General features: G+C 68.1%; 12 protein-coding genes and 1 pseudogene. 8 read left to right on the top strand and 5 right to left on the bottom strand.

The genetic code is table 11. The annotated features are described in order from the left end of the window. Window positions 1-331: 331 nt before the first annotated feature. Entirely contained in the window at window positions 332-1,582 is a 1,251-nt protein-coding gene (locus LL648_RS42955) for an MFS transporter (RefSeq protein WP_232668757.1), read from the bottom strand. A gap of 44 nt (window positions 1,583-1,626) precedes the next feature. Between LL648_RS42955 and LL648_RS42960 the strand changes: the two genes are divergently transcribed. Beyond that, window positions 1,627-2,046, top strand: coding sequence for a hypothetical protein (locus LL648_RS42960; protein WP_232668758.1), 420 nt, complete (start codon window positions 1,627-1,629; stop codon window positions 2,044-2,046). 44 nt (window positions 2,047-2,090) lie between these two features. Continuing rightward, window positions 2,091-4,112, top strand: coding sequence for a CehA/McbA family metallohydrolase (locus LL648_RS42965; protein ID WP_232668759.1), 2,022 nt, complete (start codon window positions 2,091-2,093; stop codon window positions 4,110-4,112). Between the two features lie 87 nt (window positions 4,113-4,199). Here the strand turns inward: LL648_RS42965 and LL648_RS42970 are convergent, their stop codons facing one another. After that, window positions 4,200-4,706: a pyridoxamine 5'-phosphate oxidase family protein gene (locus LL648_RS42970; RefSeq protein WP_232668760.1), complete on the bottom strand. Its 507-nt coding sequence runs from the start codon at window positions 4,704-4,706 to the stop codon at window positions 4,200-4,202. Between the two features lie 1,187 nt (window positions 4,707-5,893). Here LL648_RS42970 and LL648_RS42975 point away from each other — a divergent pair. From LL648_RS42975 to LL648_RS42995, 5 genes are all read left to right on the top strand, one after another. Then, window positions 5,894-6,568 carry a tetratricopeptide repeat protein gene (locus tag LL648_RS42975; RefSeq protein ID WP_232668761.1) on the top strand — a complete coding sequence of 225 codons (675 nt, stop codon included), beginning with the start codon at window positions 5,894-5,896 and terminating at the stop codon, window positions 6,566-6,568. 264 nt (window positions 6,569-6,832) lie between these two features. Continuing rightward, entirely contained in the window at window positions 6,833-8,566 is a 1,734-nt protein-coding gene (locus LL648_RS42980) for an amino acid permease (protein ID WP_232668762.1), read from the top strand. Window positions 8,567-8,991: 425 nt separating this feature from the next. Continuing rightward, window positions 8,992-9,954: an EamA family transporter gene (locus tag LL648_RS42985; protein ID WP_232668763.1), complete on the top strand. Its 963-nt coding sequence runs from the start codon at window positions 8,992-8,994 to the stop codon at window positions 9,952-9,954. A gap of 17 nt (window positions 9,955-9,971) precedes the next feature. Further along, the gene (locus LL648_RS42990; RefSeq protein ID WP_232668764.1) at window positions 9,972-11,792 is read left to right on the top strand and encodes a flavin-containing monooxygenase; all 1,821 of its coding nucleotides are present in this window, start codon (window positions 9,972-9,974) and stop codon (window positions 11,790-11,792) included. Between the two features lie 259 nt (window positions 11,793-12,051). Next, window positions 12,052-12,933 carry a bile acid:sodium symporter family protein gene (locus LL648_RS42995; protein ID WP_232668765.1) on the top strand — a complete coding sequence of 294 codons (882 nt, stop codon included), beginning with the start codon at window positions 12,052-12,054 and terminating at the stop codon, window positions 12,931-12,933. Here the strand turns inward: LL648_RS42995 and LL648_RS43000 are convergent. Next, window positions 12,879-13,601: a winged helix-turn-helix transcriptional regulator gene (locus LL648_RS43000; protein ID WP_232668766.1), complete on the bottom strand. Its 723-nt coding sequence runs from the start codon at window positions 13,599-13,601 to the stop codon at window positions 12,879-12,881. The two genes, LL648_RS42995 and LL648_RS43000, sit on opposite strands and share 55 nt — an antisense overlap. Window positions 13,602-13,677: 76 nt before the next feature. Here LL648_RS43000 and LL648_RS43005 point away from each other — a divergent pair. After that, window positions 13,678-14,514, top strand: a pseudogene (locus tag LL648_RS43005) (PLP-dependent cysteine synthase family protein); the annotation flags it as partial. A 93-nt stretch (window positions 14,515-14,607) separates the two neighbouring features. Here the strand turns inward: LL648_RS43005 and LL648_RS43010 are convergent. After that, window positions 14,608-15,975 carry an MFS transporter gene (locus tag LL648_RS43010; protein WP_232668767.1) on the bottom strand — a complete coding sequence of 456 codons (1,368 nt, stop codon included), beginning with the start codon at window positions 15,973-15,975 and terminating at the stop codon, window positions 14,608-14,610. A 258-nt stretch (window positions 15,976-16,233) separates the two neighbouring features. Further along, window positions 16,234-16,500: HNH endonuclease signature motif containing protein (locus LL648_RS45955; protein WP_255687592.1), on the bottom strand; the 267-nt coding region annotated here is incomplete at its 5' end.

Consider the following 16,500-nt stretch of genomic DNA (forward strand, 5'->3'; position numbering starts at 1 on the left):
AGCCATCCGGTGTGTGCGGTGCGAAAACCGTCTCTAGACGGCACCACAGGAAAGAGGACCACCCTCTTCCCGCAGGCAGATCGTCGGGACTCGAGTGCAGGTCGGGGAACCGGAGTTCATCCCACCCAAATGGGTCGACCCCGATCAAATTCCACGACGAAGTGCCGGGCTTGCCGTCTAACCCCGGCTCTTCATGAGCGTGGGCGGTGATCAGGACCCCTGAATGAAGAAAGTGCCTCGTGACCAGGTAAGACAGGGCTAGCTGAGGGCCATGTCCGCCGCGGTTCAGGCGGGTGGCAGTTCGCTGGATCTCGCAGGAAGGAACTGCACTTCACGGGTTCGGCCCTGCAGGTCGGCGTTGTGCTGGCGCGGAGATGTCCATGCCGGTTCGCCAGGTTGGTTGGGCGCCGATCGCGAGGAGGGCAGCAACGCCCACCGTCAGCGCAGCGGTCGCGAACCCGGCTGCAGGGCCGTTGTTGTCGATGATGAAGCCTGCGATGGCCATGCCGGCTGCTGCGCCGGAGGTCAGTGCGGTGAACAGCCAGCCTTGTGCCTCGCTGAGCCGGCTCGGGTCGGCGTTCGCGTCGATGAGTGCCTGCTGGGGGATGAGGCTGGGGGAGATGAACAGACCCGTGACGGCGAGTGCGGTGACGATCAGCGCGAGGGACGGCGCGTCGCTCGCGCCCACGACGACGGCAACGGCGGCGAGGCCTGCGGCGTAGCCGCCGAGCGTGATGGGGAGATGTCGTCGCTGCGGGCTTCGCCATCGGCGGCTTCCGTACCAGAGCCCGCCGGTGGTGCTCCCGATCGCTGCGGAGGCGAAGAGCAGCCCGAGCACGGTGTTGCTCGAGTAGCTGTGCTCGGCCGTGGCTGTCATCGCGACGTCCATCTGGCCGAACCCGACCGCCATGCCGAGTCCGACGAGCAAGGTCAGCAGCACGCCCCGGGACCGGAGCGGAGAAGGACCGCGGGTGCCGTCGGCGCCTGGTGTCGGGCGCCATCCACGAGCGGCCGGGCTGCAGCTGTAGGCGAGCCCGCCGGTGACCATCAGGAGTGCGGTGACGACGAGGGGTACCGCGGCCGGCGCCGTGAGCAGGGCGGTGAGCAGGAGCGGCCCGGTGACGAAGATCGTCTCAACGGCGACGGCGTCCAAGGCGTACGCCGTTCGGCGCTCGTCCGCATCGGGCACGACCGTCGTCCAGGCCACCCGGATGGCAGGCGAAACCGGCGGGAAGCTCAAGCCGGTAGCGGCTGCGATGGCGATCAGGGTGGAGTCAGCGGCGCCGTTGACGGCGAGCACGGCCATCGTGGCCAGCAGGGCGGCCGAGACGCAGGACGTGGTCGCTATCACGCGCGGCTGCCCCGTCCGATCCATCACGCTGCCCCACAGCGGCAGGCTGATCGCCGTGCACCAGGCGAAGGCGGCGGTCACGAGGCCCGCGGTGGCATACGAGTCGCGCAGGTGCGCGACGAGAACGATCATGCCCAGCGGTGTCATCGCCAGTGGGAGCCGTGCCACGACGGCGGAGCCGAACGGCCAGAGCACCTCCGGTCGGCGGAGCAGTCGAAGGTAGCCGCCCATCAGTGCTTCAGTCGGGCGCGTGGTTGTGCCGGGTGGAGCCCAGGATGTTCGGCCGCCGCAAAACAGTCGTCGCAGCCGGTCTGCCGGCCGGCCCACGCCCATCCGGCGAACACCGCGAAGTCGATCAACTCGTCCATGTCGAATGGGGCGACGAACGGGACTGCGTACGTCCGCGTCTGGCTCACGGGACCTCCGATTTAACTCGGATGCCGAGCATAATCGTGGAAGGGGGGCTCGCAAGTCGAGGCCGGCCGGGGCCGATGATCGGCAAGGGCGAGATCGCCACGATGAGCCTCGGCTCGTGGGCGATCGTGCAGATGCCGGAGAAGGCGACCGACCCCGCCGACATCGGCTACCTTCCGTTCCCAGTCCATGTGGGTGGGAAGTTCCACGCGGTATCGCAGTTGTCGGCGAGAGCCACCTGGAAGCCGCCATCGCCGCTGCTGCGGCCCGGTCGGCGATGAGTTCCGAGGTGCTGTCGAGTCGGTGCTGCACGGAGAGGAGCGCTATGTGCTGTGAAGACGACGGCGCGCTGCACCTGCCGGCTCCCGTGATCGAGATGGTGGCCCGCTACCGCCGGCTGCGCGCCGAGCAGGGCTTCGGCTGGGGCGAGACGGCGTTGCCGGACTTCTTCCGGTGGGCCAGGTTCTCGTGCCTGGGGCCGGCGTTCGACGAGTTCGCGGCGTCGGGGGACTGGGCGCAGGCGGTGCGGGCCGCGGTCGGGGACGAGGTGCCGGCGGGCCTGGTGCTGGCGCGGATCGACGCCGACGGTGCGCTGTCGGCGCGGACCGGTCCACCGCGCCCGGCGATCGCTGGGAACACGGTGCAGATCGACGTCGTCCTCGATTCCGCGTGCGCGCACGACGCGGTCGTCACCGTTGCGGGCGAACCGGTGCCGGTACCCGCAGGTGGCGCTGGACTGTGCACGCTGGACCTGGACGGCGACAACCCGCGCATCGACATCGCGTACGGCGGTGAGCACCTCACAGTGGACGACGCCGTCGCCGTCGCCGCCGCGGCGACGCTGCGGTTGACCAGCCCCGACGGCGCCCGCTGGTCGATCCTGGACCCAACCGGTGGCGCTTGGTTCCCGCCCGGGGTGCCGCACAAGTGGGACGCGGCCGACCGTCCGTTCTTCCACACCGCGCCCGGGATGGTCGAGGTGGCGGTGCCGGCTCTCGCGCTGACGGTCATCGCCGCGCGCGGGATGGAGTTCGAGCGGCAGGAATTCGCGCTCGATCCGGCCCCCGGCGAGATGATCACGGTCGACTACCGCGCGGTGCGTCGCTTCGATCCCGCAGCCGAGGGCTGGTACGGCGGCGATCTGCACGTGCACCTCAACTACAGCGGCGACCACGTCCTGCACCCGGCCGATGCCGCGCGGATGCAGCGCGGCGAGGGCCTGCACCTGATGCAGCTCGCGGCCGGGAACCTCGGTGGCTCACTGGTTTACGACCTGGAGCTGCTCGAGGCCACGGCCGGCGGAGACCTGTGGAACGGCGACGGGATGCTCGCCCGTGCCGGGCTGGAGTTCCGCAACGACCTGCTCGGGCACGTACACGGGTGGGGTCTGACCACGGTGCCGGAGATGCTGCACACCGGCCACGAGGGCACCGCGCACCCGTGGGACTGGCCCCCCAACGCGGTCGCGTGCAGACAGCTGCAGGCCGCCGGCGGGGTCACCACTTACGCGCATCCCGTCTTCGCGCCCGGTCCCGATGCGGACACCGACCCGGCGGAGCTGTTTCGCCCATCGCGGATGGTGGAGGCCCGCGAGCTGGTGGCCGACGCCGCGCTCGGCGTGGTGGATGCGGTCGAGCTGGTCTCCTGCTTCGACGATCGCGGGGCCCTCGTGCTGTACCACCACCTGCTGTCGTGCGGGCTCCGGCTGGCTGCCGTCGCCGGCACCGACACCTTCCTGTCGTTCGCGCACGGGCCCGCACCGGCGTCGAACCCGCCGGGATGGGGTCGGGTGTACGCGCAGCTGGGAGGTGTCTCACTGTCGGCCGAGGCGTTCGCGGCCGCGCTGCGCGCCGGGCGCACGACCGTCACGAACGGGCCGTGGCTCACCCTCGACGTCGACGGGCACGGGCCGGGCGCCGTGCTGGAGCGCGGTCCAGGTGACCGGCTACGGGTACGCGCCCGCGCCTATGGCTCCGACGGCAGCCGGCTGGTGCTGTACGGCCCGGACGGCGAGGTCGCCGCCACCGACGCAGCGACGCTGGTGCACGAGGTCTCCCTCGGAGCGGCCGGAACCTGGCTCGCGGCCGCACTGCACGGTGGCGACGATGACCCGTACACGGTCGGCGCCCCCGTCTTCGCCCACACCAGCCCGGTCTACGTCGATGTCGACGGCCGCCGCGCCGCGCGCCCGGACTCGGCGCGGTGGTGCCTCGGGCTGCTCGACGACCTCGAGGAGCTGGCGCAGGCGCACGGCCGGTACGACCTGCCCCAGCGGGAACGTCAGCTCGGGGACCTGCACGCGGTGCTGGACCGCGCCCGGGAGGTGTATCGGGCCGTCGGCCGGTGATCGAGCCGTCCTGCTCCGGGGCGGCCGGGCGAACCTCGCCATGCGAAGTGGACGCGGTGACTCGGGCGGCCCAGCCGGAGGACCCTCCTAGTTCGCGAACCGGTACCTCGTCTGGCTGTACGGGGCCTTGCCGAACGCGTAGGCCGTCACCGGCTCGAGGCGGTAGACGAGCGCCACCCCGCCGGCGCCGTAGAAGCCGCCGTCGGCCACATCGAAGTGCCACTCCGGCCCGTACTTCGTCTCCCAGGCCGCGGCGAGCGCGGCGAGCTCGTCGCGATCGGTGACCCGTCGCGCGTCGCCCTCGAGGACGACGTCCGTGCCGCCCTTGCGGTCGTTTCGCCCGGTCGTGACCGTGACCTGCGGGTTCGCCTCGATGTTGCGCGCCTTGCGCTCCTCGGCACCGGTGCAGACGTGGAGCGCCCCGGCCCGCCAGACGGCGAGCAGCGGAGTGACGTGCGGGCGCCCCGACGGGTGCACCGTGGAGATCCAGTACAGCTCGGCGGTTTCGAGCAGCCGCTGCGCCTCCGGCCATGGGACGGGTGTCGCCTCGGCCTCGCCGTAGCGGGCGTCGAGATCTACAGCTGGTTCGGTCATGTGCTCCTCCTCGGGTCGTGGGCCCACTCTTGTGACCCCGCTGGAGGTCCGAAATCATCGGTGGGGCGGGAGTTCCCCGATCCGCGGAGGTTCCGCTACGTGTCGGACGCCGGTCGGGTTCTGCAGGGGATCGGGGGTCCGGATCTTTCCGCTTCCACGGAAAGGTGCACCCGAGTCCGGAGTGGGCCCCCTTGACATCTGCTTCCGCCGGAGCGTCCACGCAGAATGCCGTAGCCGACCTGCTCACATTCTTCCCCGTCCGGCCTGGCGAGCCAGACACCTCGGTGCCGAACGATGCTTATTCTGGTCAGGGACCCTATCCTTCCATCCAGCCGAACTTCAACGGGGTCCGGGCGACGCTACTCGCCTCTTGCTGATGCGGTGGTGGAGGGTCACGGCCGAAGTGGCCTTCGCACAACTGACGGGACTGTTACCGACGGGCACAGGCTCGCTGCCCGCCATGACCTCACCTGGCGCGAGGCGCAGCAACTCGCCACCGGGTGATGGTGGGGCCGGCCAGTCGAGCGCTGGACGATCCCATTGACCATCAGATCTTGAGCAAAGCCGGAGCACGGCGCCAGAATCGGACAAACCGGATCTCGATCTGCTCCAGGATTTCGCGTCCGTTCGGGTGAATCTGGGGCGCGTCGCGTCAGTGTGGCTTCGTTCGCGTCGGCTGAAAATGTGGATCTTCGCGGCCTGGTCCGGGGTTGGTAAGGGGTCGGCTGCGTCCCTGTCGTGTCGAGCTCAGCCGCGTTGCAGGGCGGCCAACCAGCTGAGCCGACTGAGTTCTGGGCCGCCCGCCGGCGCTGGTTGTGTGATCGCGCGGAGGGTGCACAAGATCGGATCCGGCATGGCGGGGGTACTTCGTACGGCGCAGTGGGGTGCTTCGTGGGGATTCGAGATCCTTGAGGTACGCGGCTGACCTGCAGCGTTCATGACGCAATTTGAAATCCGACCGCTCGCCCGCGGCTTTGACGTTGCTGAGCGACCTGCGGAAACGCGGCGGACATGATCCCGCCGCTCGTTACGGCATCACCCATCCGATGGTGGAGCGTGCCCCACATGGAGTACGTGCTGGAAATCGGTAACTACGCAGAGTTGATCATGTGCTAGCGTCCCGCACTCGCATGGGCGCCTGGTCTGGGTCAACGCAATGTACGTCACCTGAGGGGGTAGACGGCCGGATGCGATCGAGTGATCCCGATCAGTCGGGAACCCACTACCAGAATCGCGACCACCAGATACGCGGTGCACCGCAGTTCCCCGAAGGGGCGGAACCCGAGGTGTGGGACGCCGCGGGGGTCAACGGCGTCGCCGCTGAGATGTTTGAAGCGGGTCACTACGACGCGGCCGTGCCGCTGTTCGAGCAGGCGCTTATCGCCTGCCGCTCGGCGCTCGGTTCCGAACATCCCTGCACGATGACGGTAGCGGGCAACCTCAGCGTCGCCGTCTTCGCAGCGGGACACCGGCGCAAAGGTCTCAAACTCATCGCCGCCAGCGTTACGGATCGGGGCCGAGAGCTCGGTGACGACCATCCGGACACCCTTGTCGCACGCGGTGCCCTCGCCGCGGCCCACCGGGTGACCGGTGATGCCGATACCGCGATCGCGCTGGCCAAGCAGGTCGTCGTGCAGTGCTCCCGCACGCTCGGCTACACCCACAGCGACACCCTCAGCGCGCGGATGAACCTGGCACTGAGCCTTGCCGCGGCTGGCGACGTCAGATCCGCTCACCGGATGCTCGCGTCGACCATGGAAGACGCCGAGGCGACCCTCGGCGCCAGGCACTCCCTCACCTTGGCGCTCCTCGATTCCGGGATGTCGCACGGATTGCTCCAGGAGGGCGTCTTCGGCCGGTGACACCCGAGCTCAATCGCTTCTCGCAACCTCCATGCGCCCGTTTTGTACCGGTTTTCCCGGGTGCATGTGGTGGGCGTCGAAGCGCATCCCGTGCCCTGTGCCTGCCCCGCTCAGGTGCGCCGGGTCGCAAGGTCGACAACGACGAACAGGAACCAGGAATCAGGAACCGGTGGACGTCGAGTGCGGCCATCGGCACGAACCTCCTCGAGGGGCAGCTCCCCAGCCCTTTCGATTCCCCCGAGCCATACGAACCGAGGCAACAGCATGTCGAGCCCATCCAGTTACCTGACCCGAGATCGTGATACCGCCCAAAGCGACGAGGCGCTCCTGCTGCGGCTGGGGTACTCGCAGGTGCTGTACCGCAAGTTGGGCGGGTTCTCCAACTTCGCGATCTCCTTCACGATCATCTCCATCTTCACGGGATATCTGCCCTCCTACTACATCGGCTTCCACAACGGCGGCCCGGCCGTCATCATGTGGGGCTGCGTGATCGTCGGCCCCATCTCGGTGCTCGTCGCGATGGCGATGGCCGAGATCGCCTCCGCGATGCCCACGGCGGGCGCGCTGTACTACTGGGCATCCAAGCTGGGTGGGCCCGCGTGGGGCTGGTTCACCGGCTGGTTCAACCTGGTGGGTCTGATCGCGGTCTGTGCGTCCGTCCAGTACGCCGGGGCGACGTTCACGACGGCGCTGCTGAACTTGTGGTTCCCGAGCCTCGTCGGCACCGACAACGTCACGATCTTCATCGTCATGACGGTGATCGCGGCGGTGCAGCTGGGCCTCAACCTCCTCAACGTCAACGTGCTGTCCCGGCTCAACGTGCTCTCGGCGTGGTGGCACATGGCCGGTGTCGCGCTGATCGTCGTCGTCCTGCTGGTCGTTCCCAAGGACCACCGGTCGGTCGGGTTCGTGTTCGGCGAGGTGGTCAACAACTCCGGGTTCTCCGACTCGGCCATCTGGTACGTGTTCGGCATCGGGCTGTTGCTGAACGTGTATTCCCTCGTCGGCTACGACGCCTCTGCGCACATGAGCGAGGAGACCCGCGGGGCGTCCCGCTCCACGGCGCTGGGCATGGTGTGGGCCGTCGGCGCATCGGTGGTGTTCGGGTTCGTCCTGCTGGCCGCGGTGACGTTCGTGGTGCCGGACGTGCAGGGCACCCTCGACGCGGGTGGCCAGGCGGTGGTCTACATCTGGGCCCAGGCCACCAACGAAGCATGGGCGGAGTTCATGCTGCTCATCACCGTGGGCGCGCAGCTGTTCTGCGGCGCGGCGTGTGTGACCTCGGGGTCGCGGATGATGTTCGCGTTCTCCCGTGACCATGCGGTGCCCGGGTCCCGGCTGTGGCGTCGGGTCGGGGAGAACCGGGTGCCGGTGAACGCGGTGATCGCGATCGTCGTCAGCGCGTGGGCTCTGATGATCCCCACGCTCGCCAACGGTGTGGTCGGGTACGCGGTCGGCACCTCGATCGCCGTGATCGGTCTCTCCATCGCGTTCGGGCTGCCGATCATCTTGCGCATCAAGGCCGGCGACTCGTTCGAGCCGGGCGCCTGGAGCCTCGGCAAGCACTACAAGTGGATCTCCAGGCTCTCCGTCGCCTGGATCGCGTTCATCTGCGCGCTGTTCCTCCTGCCGATCTCGCCGAACGGCATCCCGGGCGCGGAGGAGTTCGCCTTCGAGTCGGTGAACTACGCCCCCCTGACCGTGGGCGGCGCGCTCCTCCTCTTCGGCGGCTGGTACTTCCTGTCCGCCCGCAAGTGGTTCACCGGCCCGATCCGCGAAGAAGCAGCGGATGCGGACCTCGCGGCCATCGTGAGCGAGCAGTCGCAGGCGCACCAGCAGCAGTCCGTCCCCGCCGAGCGCGAGGTCGAGTACGACCTTCTGTCCCCGGACCAGTTGTCACCGCTCTTCTTCGCACCCCCACCGCCACCGGCTGAACCGATGGCCCGCCCGACCCGCGACCCGAACAGTGGCCCGTGGCACCGGCGCTCACCCGAGTGATCTGGGAAAACGGGTATACCCCACGGGCAGAATCACCCCAAAAAGGACCGGCCTGCCCCGGTCTCGGCCAGCGCCGCGAGCTGACGAAAGACCTGGATGGCTGATCCTGGCGACGAATTGGCAACAGCATTTCCACAGGAGGGCTGTACAAGTCGAAGCGGTTCGGGAATGCTGTCCCGCGCAGCGCAGTAGCGAGGTGCGCCCGAGGCCCTCCCGCAGTGCGCACTTACCCGCCGGATCCCGATCCCAACGTTTCTCGACGCCGTTGCCTTTGTTGTGCGCTTCGGGTGCCGAGTCGCCTGTGAGGAGTCGCCATGCCCGTAACCGAAAAGGTGCAACAGTTGCGCCTGGAGTATCGCAACCGGCAGGTGCGATGGGGGTTCATCTGGGCGGTATGGTGCGCGGTTCTCTGGGGTGCCTGGTACGTGCCGGGCACGGTCATCTACTCCGAGGTGCCGTTCGTGGATCTCGCCGGATCGACCGGCGACTACCTGCTGGCTGCCATGGTGATCACCCTGTTGAACGCCGTCGCGGTGTTGCTGGCGATGTATCTCTGGGTGGCGGTGCTGGGCAAGACCGGTGAGTACGTCCGCACGATGCGGCGGGTCCGCATCTCGCGCTGGTACGCGCCGGCGGGGCTCGCCGGCATGCTCGCGATCTTCGGGTCGATCCTCGCGATCGCGTACGTGGGCGCCGCGTTCGCCGCGGTCGCCGCGCTGCTGTACCCGATCATCGGCTCGCTGCTGGCCAGGCTCTGGTACAACGAGCGCATCACACGGCAGGCGGCCGTGGGCATCATCGTGATCGTCGCGGGTGGCGTGATCATCTTTGCGCCGGGCATCGTCGACGAGCTCGCGGGCGCGGGGTCGGGCGGCCTCCTCGGCTACGTGGGCGGCGCGCTGGCGTTCATCGGCTGGGGTATCGAGGGCGCCATCGCGGGGCGCGCGCTCGACGTCAGCGATCCCGATATCGGCCTCACGCTGCGCTTCACGGCCGAGGTCGCGCTGTGGCTGGTCGTGGCCGTGCCGATCGCCTGGGGGCTCGCCGGGAACCGGCTCTGGGAGGTCATCGGGGCCGCGCTGGCCAACCCGAACAACCTGTTGCTGCTCGTCCTGCTCGGCCTCACTTTCGGGTTCTGCTACGTGGCCTGGTACAAGTCGTTCCCGCTCATCGGTGTGGGCCGCGGCCAGGCGATCGCCGCGCTGTACGGGCCGCTCGCGCTGGTGTGGCTGTACCTGTTCACCCTCGAGGCGCCGGGCGTCCAGTTCGTCATCGGCGGGCTGATCGCAGTGATCGGCAGCTTCGTGCTGTTCACCGAGAAGCGCGACGTGCTGGAGGTCGTCCGGGCGGTTCCGGGCGCTCGGACCCGCGCCGCGACCAACCCCTGATCGACGGAGGTGCGACCATGCACATGAAGGGCCACATGCTGCAGCTGCTCGCGGAGCGCGGGCCGATGTGGGACTACGACATCGCCGACGAGGTGATGCAGACCTACGGGGTGACCGGCGACTACTGGCTCGGCACCGTGCGGCTGACGCTCGCCGACCTGTTCTCCGGCGGCCTGCTCGACGAGGTCGAGACGGACGTGGACCCGGCCAGGTCCGGCGGGGCCGAGAAGCTGCTGTTCAAGTTCGGACTCAACGACTTCGGGCGCAGCCGCATGCAGCAGTCCGGACTGATGGGAGAGAAAACGCATGAGCACGTTCTTCGCGTATCCGGCGGGGCCGGTGTTGATGGTGATCCTGATGATCGGGCTGCCATTGCTGGCGCTGTACCAAGCGCGGACGTTCGTGAAGAAGCTCTGAGCGAAACGGACGAAGCGACCTCGACCGACTCCGACGCCGAGCCTGCCCCGCTCGCAACGAGCCCACCCGAGACGAGAAGTACGGCACGTGTCGCCGTCATCGGTGCGGGCCCCAGCGGCCTTTCCCAGCTGCACGCGTTCGAGCAGGCGCGTCGGGCTGGAGCCGAGGTCCCCGAGGTCGTCTGTTTCGAGAAGCAGAGCGACTGGGGCGGTCTGTGGAACTACACCTGGCGCACCGGGCTGGACCAGTACGGCGACCCCGTGCACGGGAGCATGTACCGCTACCTGTGGTCGAACGGTCCGAAGGAGTGCCTGGAGTTCGCCGACTACACCTTCGACGAGCACTTCGGCAAGTCGATCCCGTCGTTCCCGCCGCGGGACGTGCTGTTCGACTACATCACCGGGCGGGCCAAGAAGAGCGACCTCCGCCAGCACATCCAATTCGACTCGGCCGTCCGCTGGATCTCCTTCGACACCGACCGCGGCACGTTCGACGTGACCGTGGAGTCCCGTCCCGACGGTTCCACCCGCACGGAGGAGTTCGACCACGTCATCGTCGCGACCGGGCACTTCTCCACCCCGAACCTGCCTGAGTACCCCGGGTTCGACACCTTCCCCGGCCGGATCATGCACTCGCACGACGTCCGCGACGCGCAGGAGTTCACCGGCAAGGACCTGCTCGTCCTGGGCAGCAGCTATTCAGCGGAGGACGTCTCCCTGCAGTCGAAGAAGTACGGGGCGCGCTCGGTCACGATCGCCTACCGCAACGCGCCGATGGGGTTCGGCTGGCCCGACGGCATCACCGAGGTTCCGCAGCTCGAACGCCTGGAGGGGCGCACCGCGCACTTCGTCGACGGGACCAGCCGTGATGTGGACACGATCGTGATGTGCACCGGGTACCGGCACTGGTTCCCGTTCATCGAGGACAGCCTGCGGCTGCGCACCGACAACGTGCTCTATCCGCCCGATCTCTACAAGGGCGTCGTGTGGACCGGCAATCCGAAGCTGATGTACATCGGCATGCAGGACCAGTACTACACGTTCAACATGTTCGACGCGCAGGCGTGGTTCGTGCGCGACGTCGTGCTCGGCCGGATCGCGGTGCCTGCACGGGAGGAGATGGAGGCGGACATCACCGCGTGGCGTGAGCGCCAGGACGCTCTCGGCGGTCCCGCGGACGAGATCGACTTCCAGACCGAGTACGTGCGCGAGCTGCTCGAACGCGTCGACTACGCGAAGTTCGACCTCGACCTGGTTCGTGAGCACTTCAAGGTGTGGGAGCACCACAAGGAGGAGAGCATCACCGGTTACCGTGACCGGTCGTTCTCCTCGCCGTGCACCGGCTCCGTCGGCCCCGTGCACCACACCCCGTGGTGGGACGAGCCTGACGACTCACTGGCGACGTTCCTGCGAACCGAGTAGGCGCCGAGATGGGCCGCAGCGCTGTTTGGACAGCGCTGCGGCTCATCTCGACGAACACTAGGACGTGAGCTGCGGCGTGAGCACGAAGACGGTCTGCGGTGCTGTGTCGACCGGTGCTGTGCCGATCATCGTGGACCTCCGTCGATCGTGTCTGCGTCGTTCTCCCTTGCGGCGGGCAAGTCCGCCTGGGGGATGGACGAACACCTTAAAGTGGCACGGACCACACGGAACGGACTCATCGGGTGATCCGGAGGAACTCATGGGCTCAGCGATCTTCTCGGTGTTCCTTCCGATAGCGCTCGGGCTCGTGATGTTCGGACTCGGCCTCACGCTGACCACAGCCGACTTCACGCGCGTCATGCTCTACCCGAAGGCCGCAGGGATCGCACTCGCATGCCAGATCGTGGTTCTTCCGCTGATCTGCCTCGGCATAGTGGCCCTCTTCGGGCTCACCGGGGCGCTCGCGGTCGGCATGATGCTGCTCGTCGCCTCGCCGGGCGGCACCACCGCCAACCTGTTCAGCCACCTCGCCGGCGGCGACGTCGCGCTGAACGTCACCCTCACGGCGATCAACTCCGTGATCGCGGTGTTCACGCTGCCACTGGTGGTCGGCCTGTCGATGGCGGCGTTCCTCGACGACGGCGCGACGCTGGGACTCCAGCCCGACAAGTTCCTCCAGGTGTTCGCGATCGTGTTGATCCCGGTCGCGGTCGGGATGTGGGTCCGGCACCGCTTCACCGCGTGGGCCGACCGCATGCGGGGACCTGTGAAGATCGCGTCGGCGGTCGTGCTGGTACTGGTCATCGCCGCTGCTGTTGTGCAGGAGTTCCGGACACTGATCGACAACATCGCCCTGCTGGGACCGATGACCCTGCTGCTCTCGGTGCTGAGCCTCGCCGTCGGCTACTACGTGCCGCGCCTGCTCGCCGTGAGCCGACGGCAGTCGATCGCTTCGGCCATGGAGATCGGCATCCACAACGCGACGCTCGCCATCGCGATCGCCGTGTCCGTGCTCGGCAACCAGACGATGGCCATCCCGGGCGCGATGTACGGCATCGTGATGTTCTTCCCCGCGGCGCTCGCCGCCTACCTGCTCGCCAGGTCGGTCGAACCCGCCGACAAGCAGTCGGCCCCCGGCTGAGGTGTTCGCGCAAGAGCTTCCCGGGTGAACGCGTACCGGAGGAACCACCGGTGCACCTGGCGCTGCAAGGCGCGGTCGCCGTGGACGGTGACTCCTGGGTGCTGTTGGAGCTGGGACCAGGTCAGGTCGCCGAGCCACCAGCGAGTGATCTCGGCGGTCGCCGCTGCGAGCCAGAGGTCCACCGGCGCGCCGGTGTCCTGTCGGCAAAGGTTGACGCTCGTCTTGGACAGATGCAGCCAGAAGTGCCGGTCGCGCGGCGGTCGGTCGGTGAAGTCCAGCGCGAGGACCACGGTGCGCTCGGGCAGCGCTGAGAGATCGACTCGACGCTGCATGTCCCACGTGAGGGCTGCGGTGTCGAGGTCGTCTTCGGTCAAGGCGGCGCTGTCGGTCGTCATCGTCCACCTGGCCAGTTCACGGACGATCGGGGCGAGAGCGACCCCGCTGTCGGTGAGCTGGTAGCGGCGGCCGGACACGGCGACGAGGCCGGCGCCGCGAAGTGTGCGCAACCTGCTGGCCAGCGTGGCGGGTGGGATGCGGGGGAGCCCGCGCCGGATCTCGCCGAAGGTGTCCGAACCGGACAGCAGCTCGCGCACGATCAGCAGGGTCCACCGCTCGCCGACCACGTCCAGTGCCCGCGCGACAGCGCAGAACTGCCCGAACCCGTTCATCGGTTCACGGTAGCTGTTTGGTTCAAACTTTGAACTGCAGGTTGGGGCTCACGGGCTTGAAGCTCGCGGCATGGACATGCCATCCCGCGCGCCTCGCACAGTTCTGGATCGGATCGGCAGCACGGCGTTGGTACCGCTGCGCCGGCTCGGACCGAGGAACGGATCTCGGATCCTGCTCAAGCTCGAGGACGGCAACCCGACCGGCAGCATCAAGGATCGGATGGCGCTGGCGATGATCGAGGCCGCCGAAGCTGACGGCCGGCTGCAGCCGGGTGGCAGGGTTGTCGAGTACACCGGCGGCAGTACGGGTGTTTCGCTCGCTCTGATCTGCAGTGTGAAGGGGTATCGCCTCGACATCGTCAGCTCGGACGCGTTCGCCGCGGAGAAGCTCGCCCACATGCGGGCGCTCGGCGCCGAGGTGCATGTGATCGTCAGCGATGGGGGTCGCATGACGGAGAAGCTCACGCGCGACATGATCGAAGCGGCCCGGGCGATCACGGCGAGCGGCGGCGGCTTCTGGACCGACCAGCTCAACAACACCGACCAGTTGCGGGCTTACCACACGATGGCCGACGAGATCTGGGATCAGACCGACGGTGAGGTGGATGCGTTCGTGCAGATCGTCGGGACCGCTGCCTCGTTGCGTGGCAACTCCGAGCGGCTGCGGCGGTACAACCGTGCGATCACCGTGGTCGCGATCGAACCTGCCGAGTCCGCTGTCCTGTCCGGGCGCCCGACCGGTGCGCACAAGATCGACGGCGTCGGCGCCGGCTTCGTCGTGCCGTTGTGGCACGACGAGGTGGCCGACGCGATCGAACTCGTCTCGACCGAACAGGCGAGGGCCATGGCGGTGCGGCTCGCTCAGCAGGAAGGGTTGTTCGCCGGCACGTCGACGGGAGCCAACGTCGTCGTCGCCCTGCGCATGGCTGAACGACTCCCGCCGGGTTCGACGATCGTCACGGTCATGTGCGACACGGGAATGAAGTACCTGAGCAGATCTGACCGGCTACCGCCGGCCGGCGGCGCCTGCCGCTGCGTCGATGCGCGGGAGGTCGTGCTCCAGGAGGTTGATGCCGCGTGTCTCGCGGATCGTCAGCATGGTCACGAGGCCGACCACACCCACGACGATCAAGTAGAAGGCGGGCATCATCTGGTTTCCGGTCCGGGAGATCAGGAGGGTCAGCAGATAGGGAACCGTGCCGGCGAAGATCGCGGCGGTGACGCTGTAGGCGACCGAGAGGCCGGTCTGGCGGGTTCGAGTGGGGAACAGTTCGGCGACGGTCACCGCGTGCACGCCGAGGATGATCGCCAGGATGACGCCGAGGCCCACCGTGCTCACGAGGCCGGCCCACGGGGCGCCGGATCGCATCACGAGGAACAGGGGGTAGGAGGCGGCGATCAGCAGCACCGACGCCCCGGTGAGCAGCGGCTTGCGTCCGATGCGGTCGGACAACGCGCCGCACAGTGGCACCAGTACGAGCGCGGCGAGTGAGGCGCTGGTCGAGAACCAGGCGGCGCCGGCGGCGGTGAAACCGAGCTCGGTCTCCTGGTAGGTGAGCAGGTAGACCAGCACGATGTAGAACGTGACGTGCTGCATGATCTCGATGCCGCTCGTCTGCAGCAGCTGTTTCCAGTTGCGGGTGAACGACTCCTTCACCGGGCTGTGCGGTACCGCCTCGTGCTGGGCGAGCGACCGGAACTCCGGGGTGTCCTCGATCTTGCTCCGGATGTAGAAGCCGATGATGCCCAGCGGTGCGGTCAGCAGGAACGGGATCCGCCAGCCCCACGACGCGATGGCCTCCTCGGGCAGCACCGCGTTGAGCGCGACGACGGCGAGCGAGGCGCCGAGGAAGCCGAGGAGGCTGCCGACCTCCAGCCAGCTCACCCCGAACCCGCGGTGCTTCGTGGGCGAGTACTCGGCGAGGAACGCGGCGGCGCTGCCGAACTCGCCGCCCGCCGCCAGTCCCTGGACGACGCGGGCGACGACGAGCAGCACCGGCGCCCAGATGCCGATGGTGGCGTAGGACGGCAGGAGCCCGACGAGCAAGGTGGCGGCGGCCATCGCCAGGATGACGATGGTCAGCGTCTTCTTCCGGCCGACCCGGTCGCCGAGCGCGCCGAAGACGAACGCTCCCAGCGGGCGCACCCCGAAGGAGATGGCGAAGACCGCGAAGGTGGAGAGCAGCGCCGCCGTCTTGTCGTGCGACGGGAAGAAGACGTCCGCGAGCGTCGAGGCGAGGTAGGCGTAGACCGCCCAGTCGAACCAGTGGACGAGGACGCCGACCGATCCGGCGGCGACGCTCCGGCGGAGTGTCTTCTGGTCGACCAGCGCCTCGGGAGCGAACGATTCGGAACCCTGCGTGGGTCGGGACATGATCATCCTCATCGTCGAGGGAGTGGGCTCGGTGAGCCGGCGATGCGATGAGTGTGCGAGCGACGAGCGCAGCGATCCAACATATGTTTCCGCCCTTTTGCATCTGTTGAGCAGATGCCGTGTCAGTCCAGGAGGGCTGTGCCTCTTCGCAGCGCGGCGATTGCGATCACCGCCCCCGCCGCGCGGACCACGTCGGCAACCCCGTCCGGCGAACACCCGCGAACCGCACGGGGACGCCCGCGAGTGCGCCGCCACGGGTCATGCTTGGCGCGTCAATGGGGAATTGACGAAAGAATGGCGTGGTATTTGATCGGGGTCGACCCATCTGGGCGGAATGAACTCCGGTAGGCCATCCACTATTCGCACGATCCATTCGGTGGCATGGATCTCCCGATGATGTGCCTTGCACAGCATCACCAGATTGTTGATTTCGGTTGGTCCGCCGTTTTGCCATTCAACAATATGGTGGATATCGCACCAGCTCGCCGGCCGGCCACAACGGGCGCATCCGCGGTCACGGGCGGC

Origin of the sequence: Pseudonocardia sp. TRM90224 (assembly GCF_021245725.1) — a bacterium.
In the GTDB taxonomy this organism is placed as follows: Bacteria; Actinomycetota; Actinomycetes; order Mycobacteriales; family Pseudonocardiaceae; genus Pseudonocardia.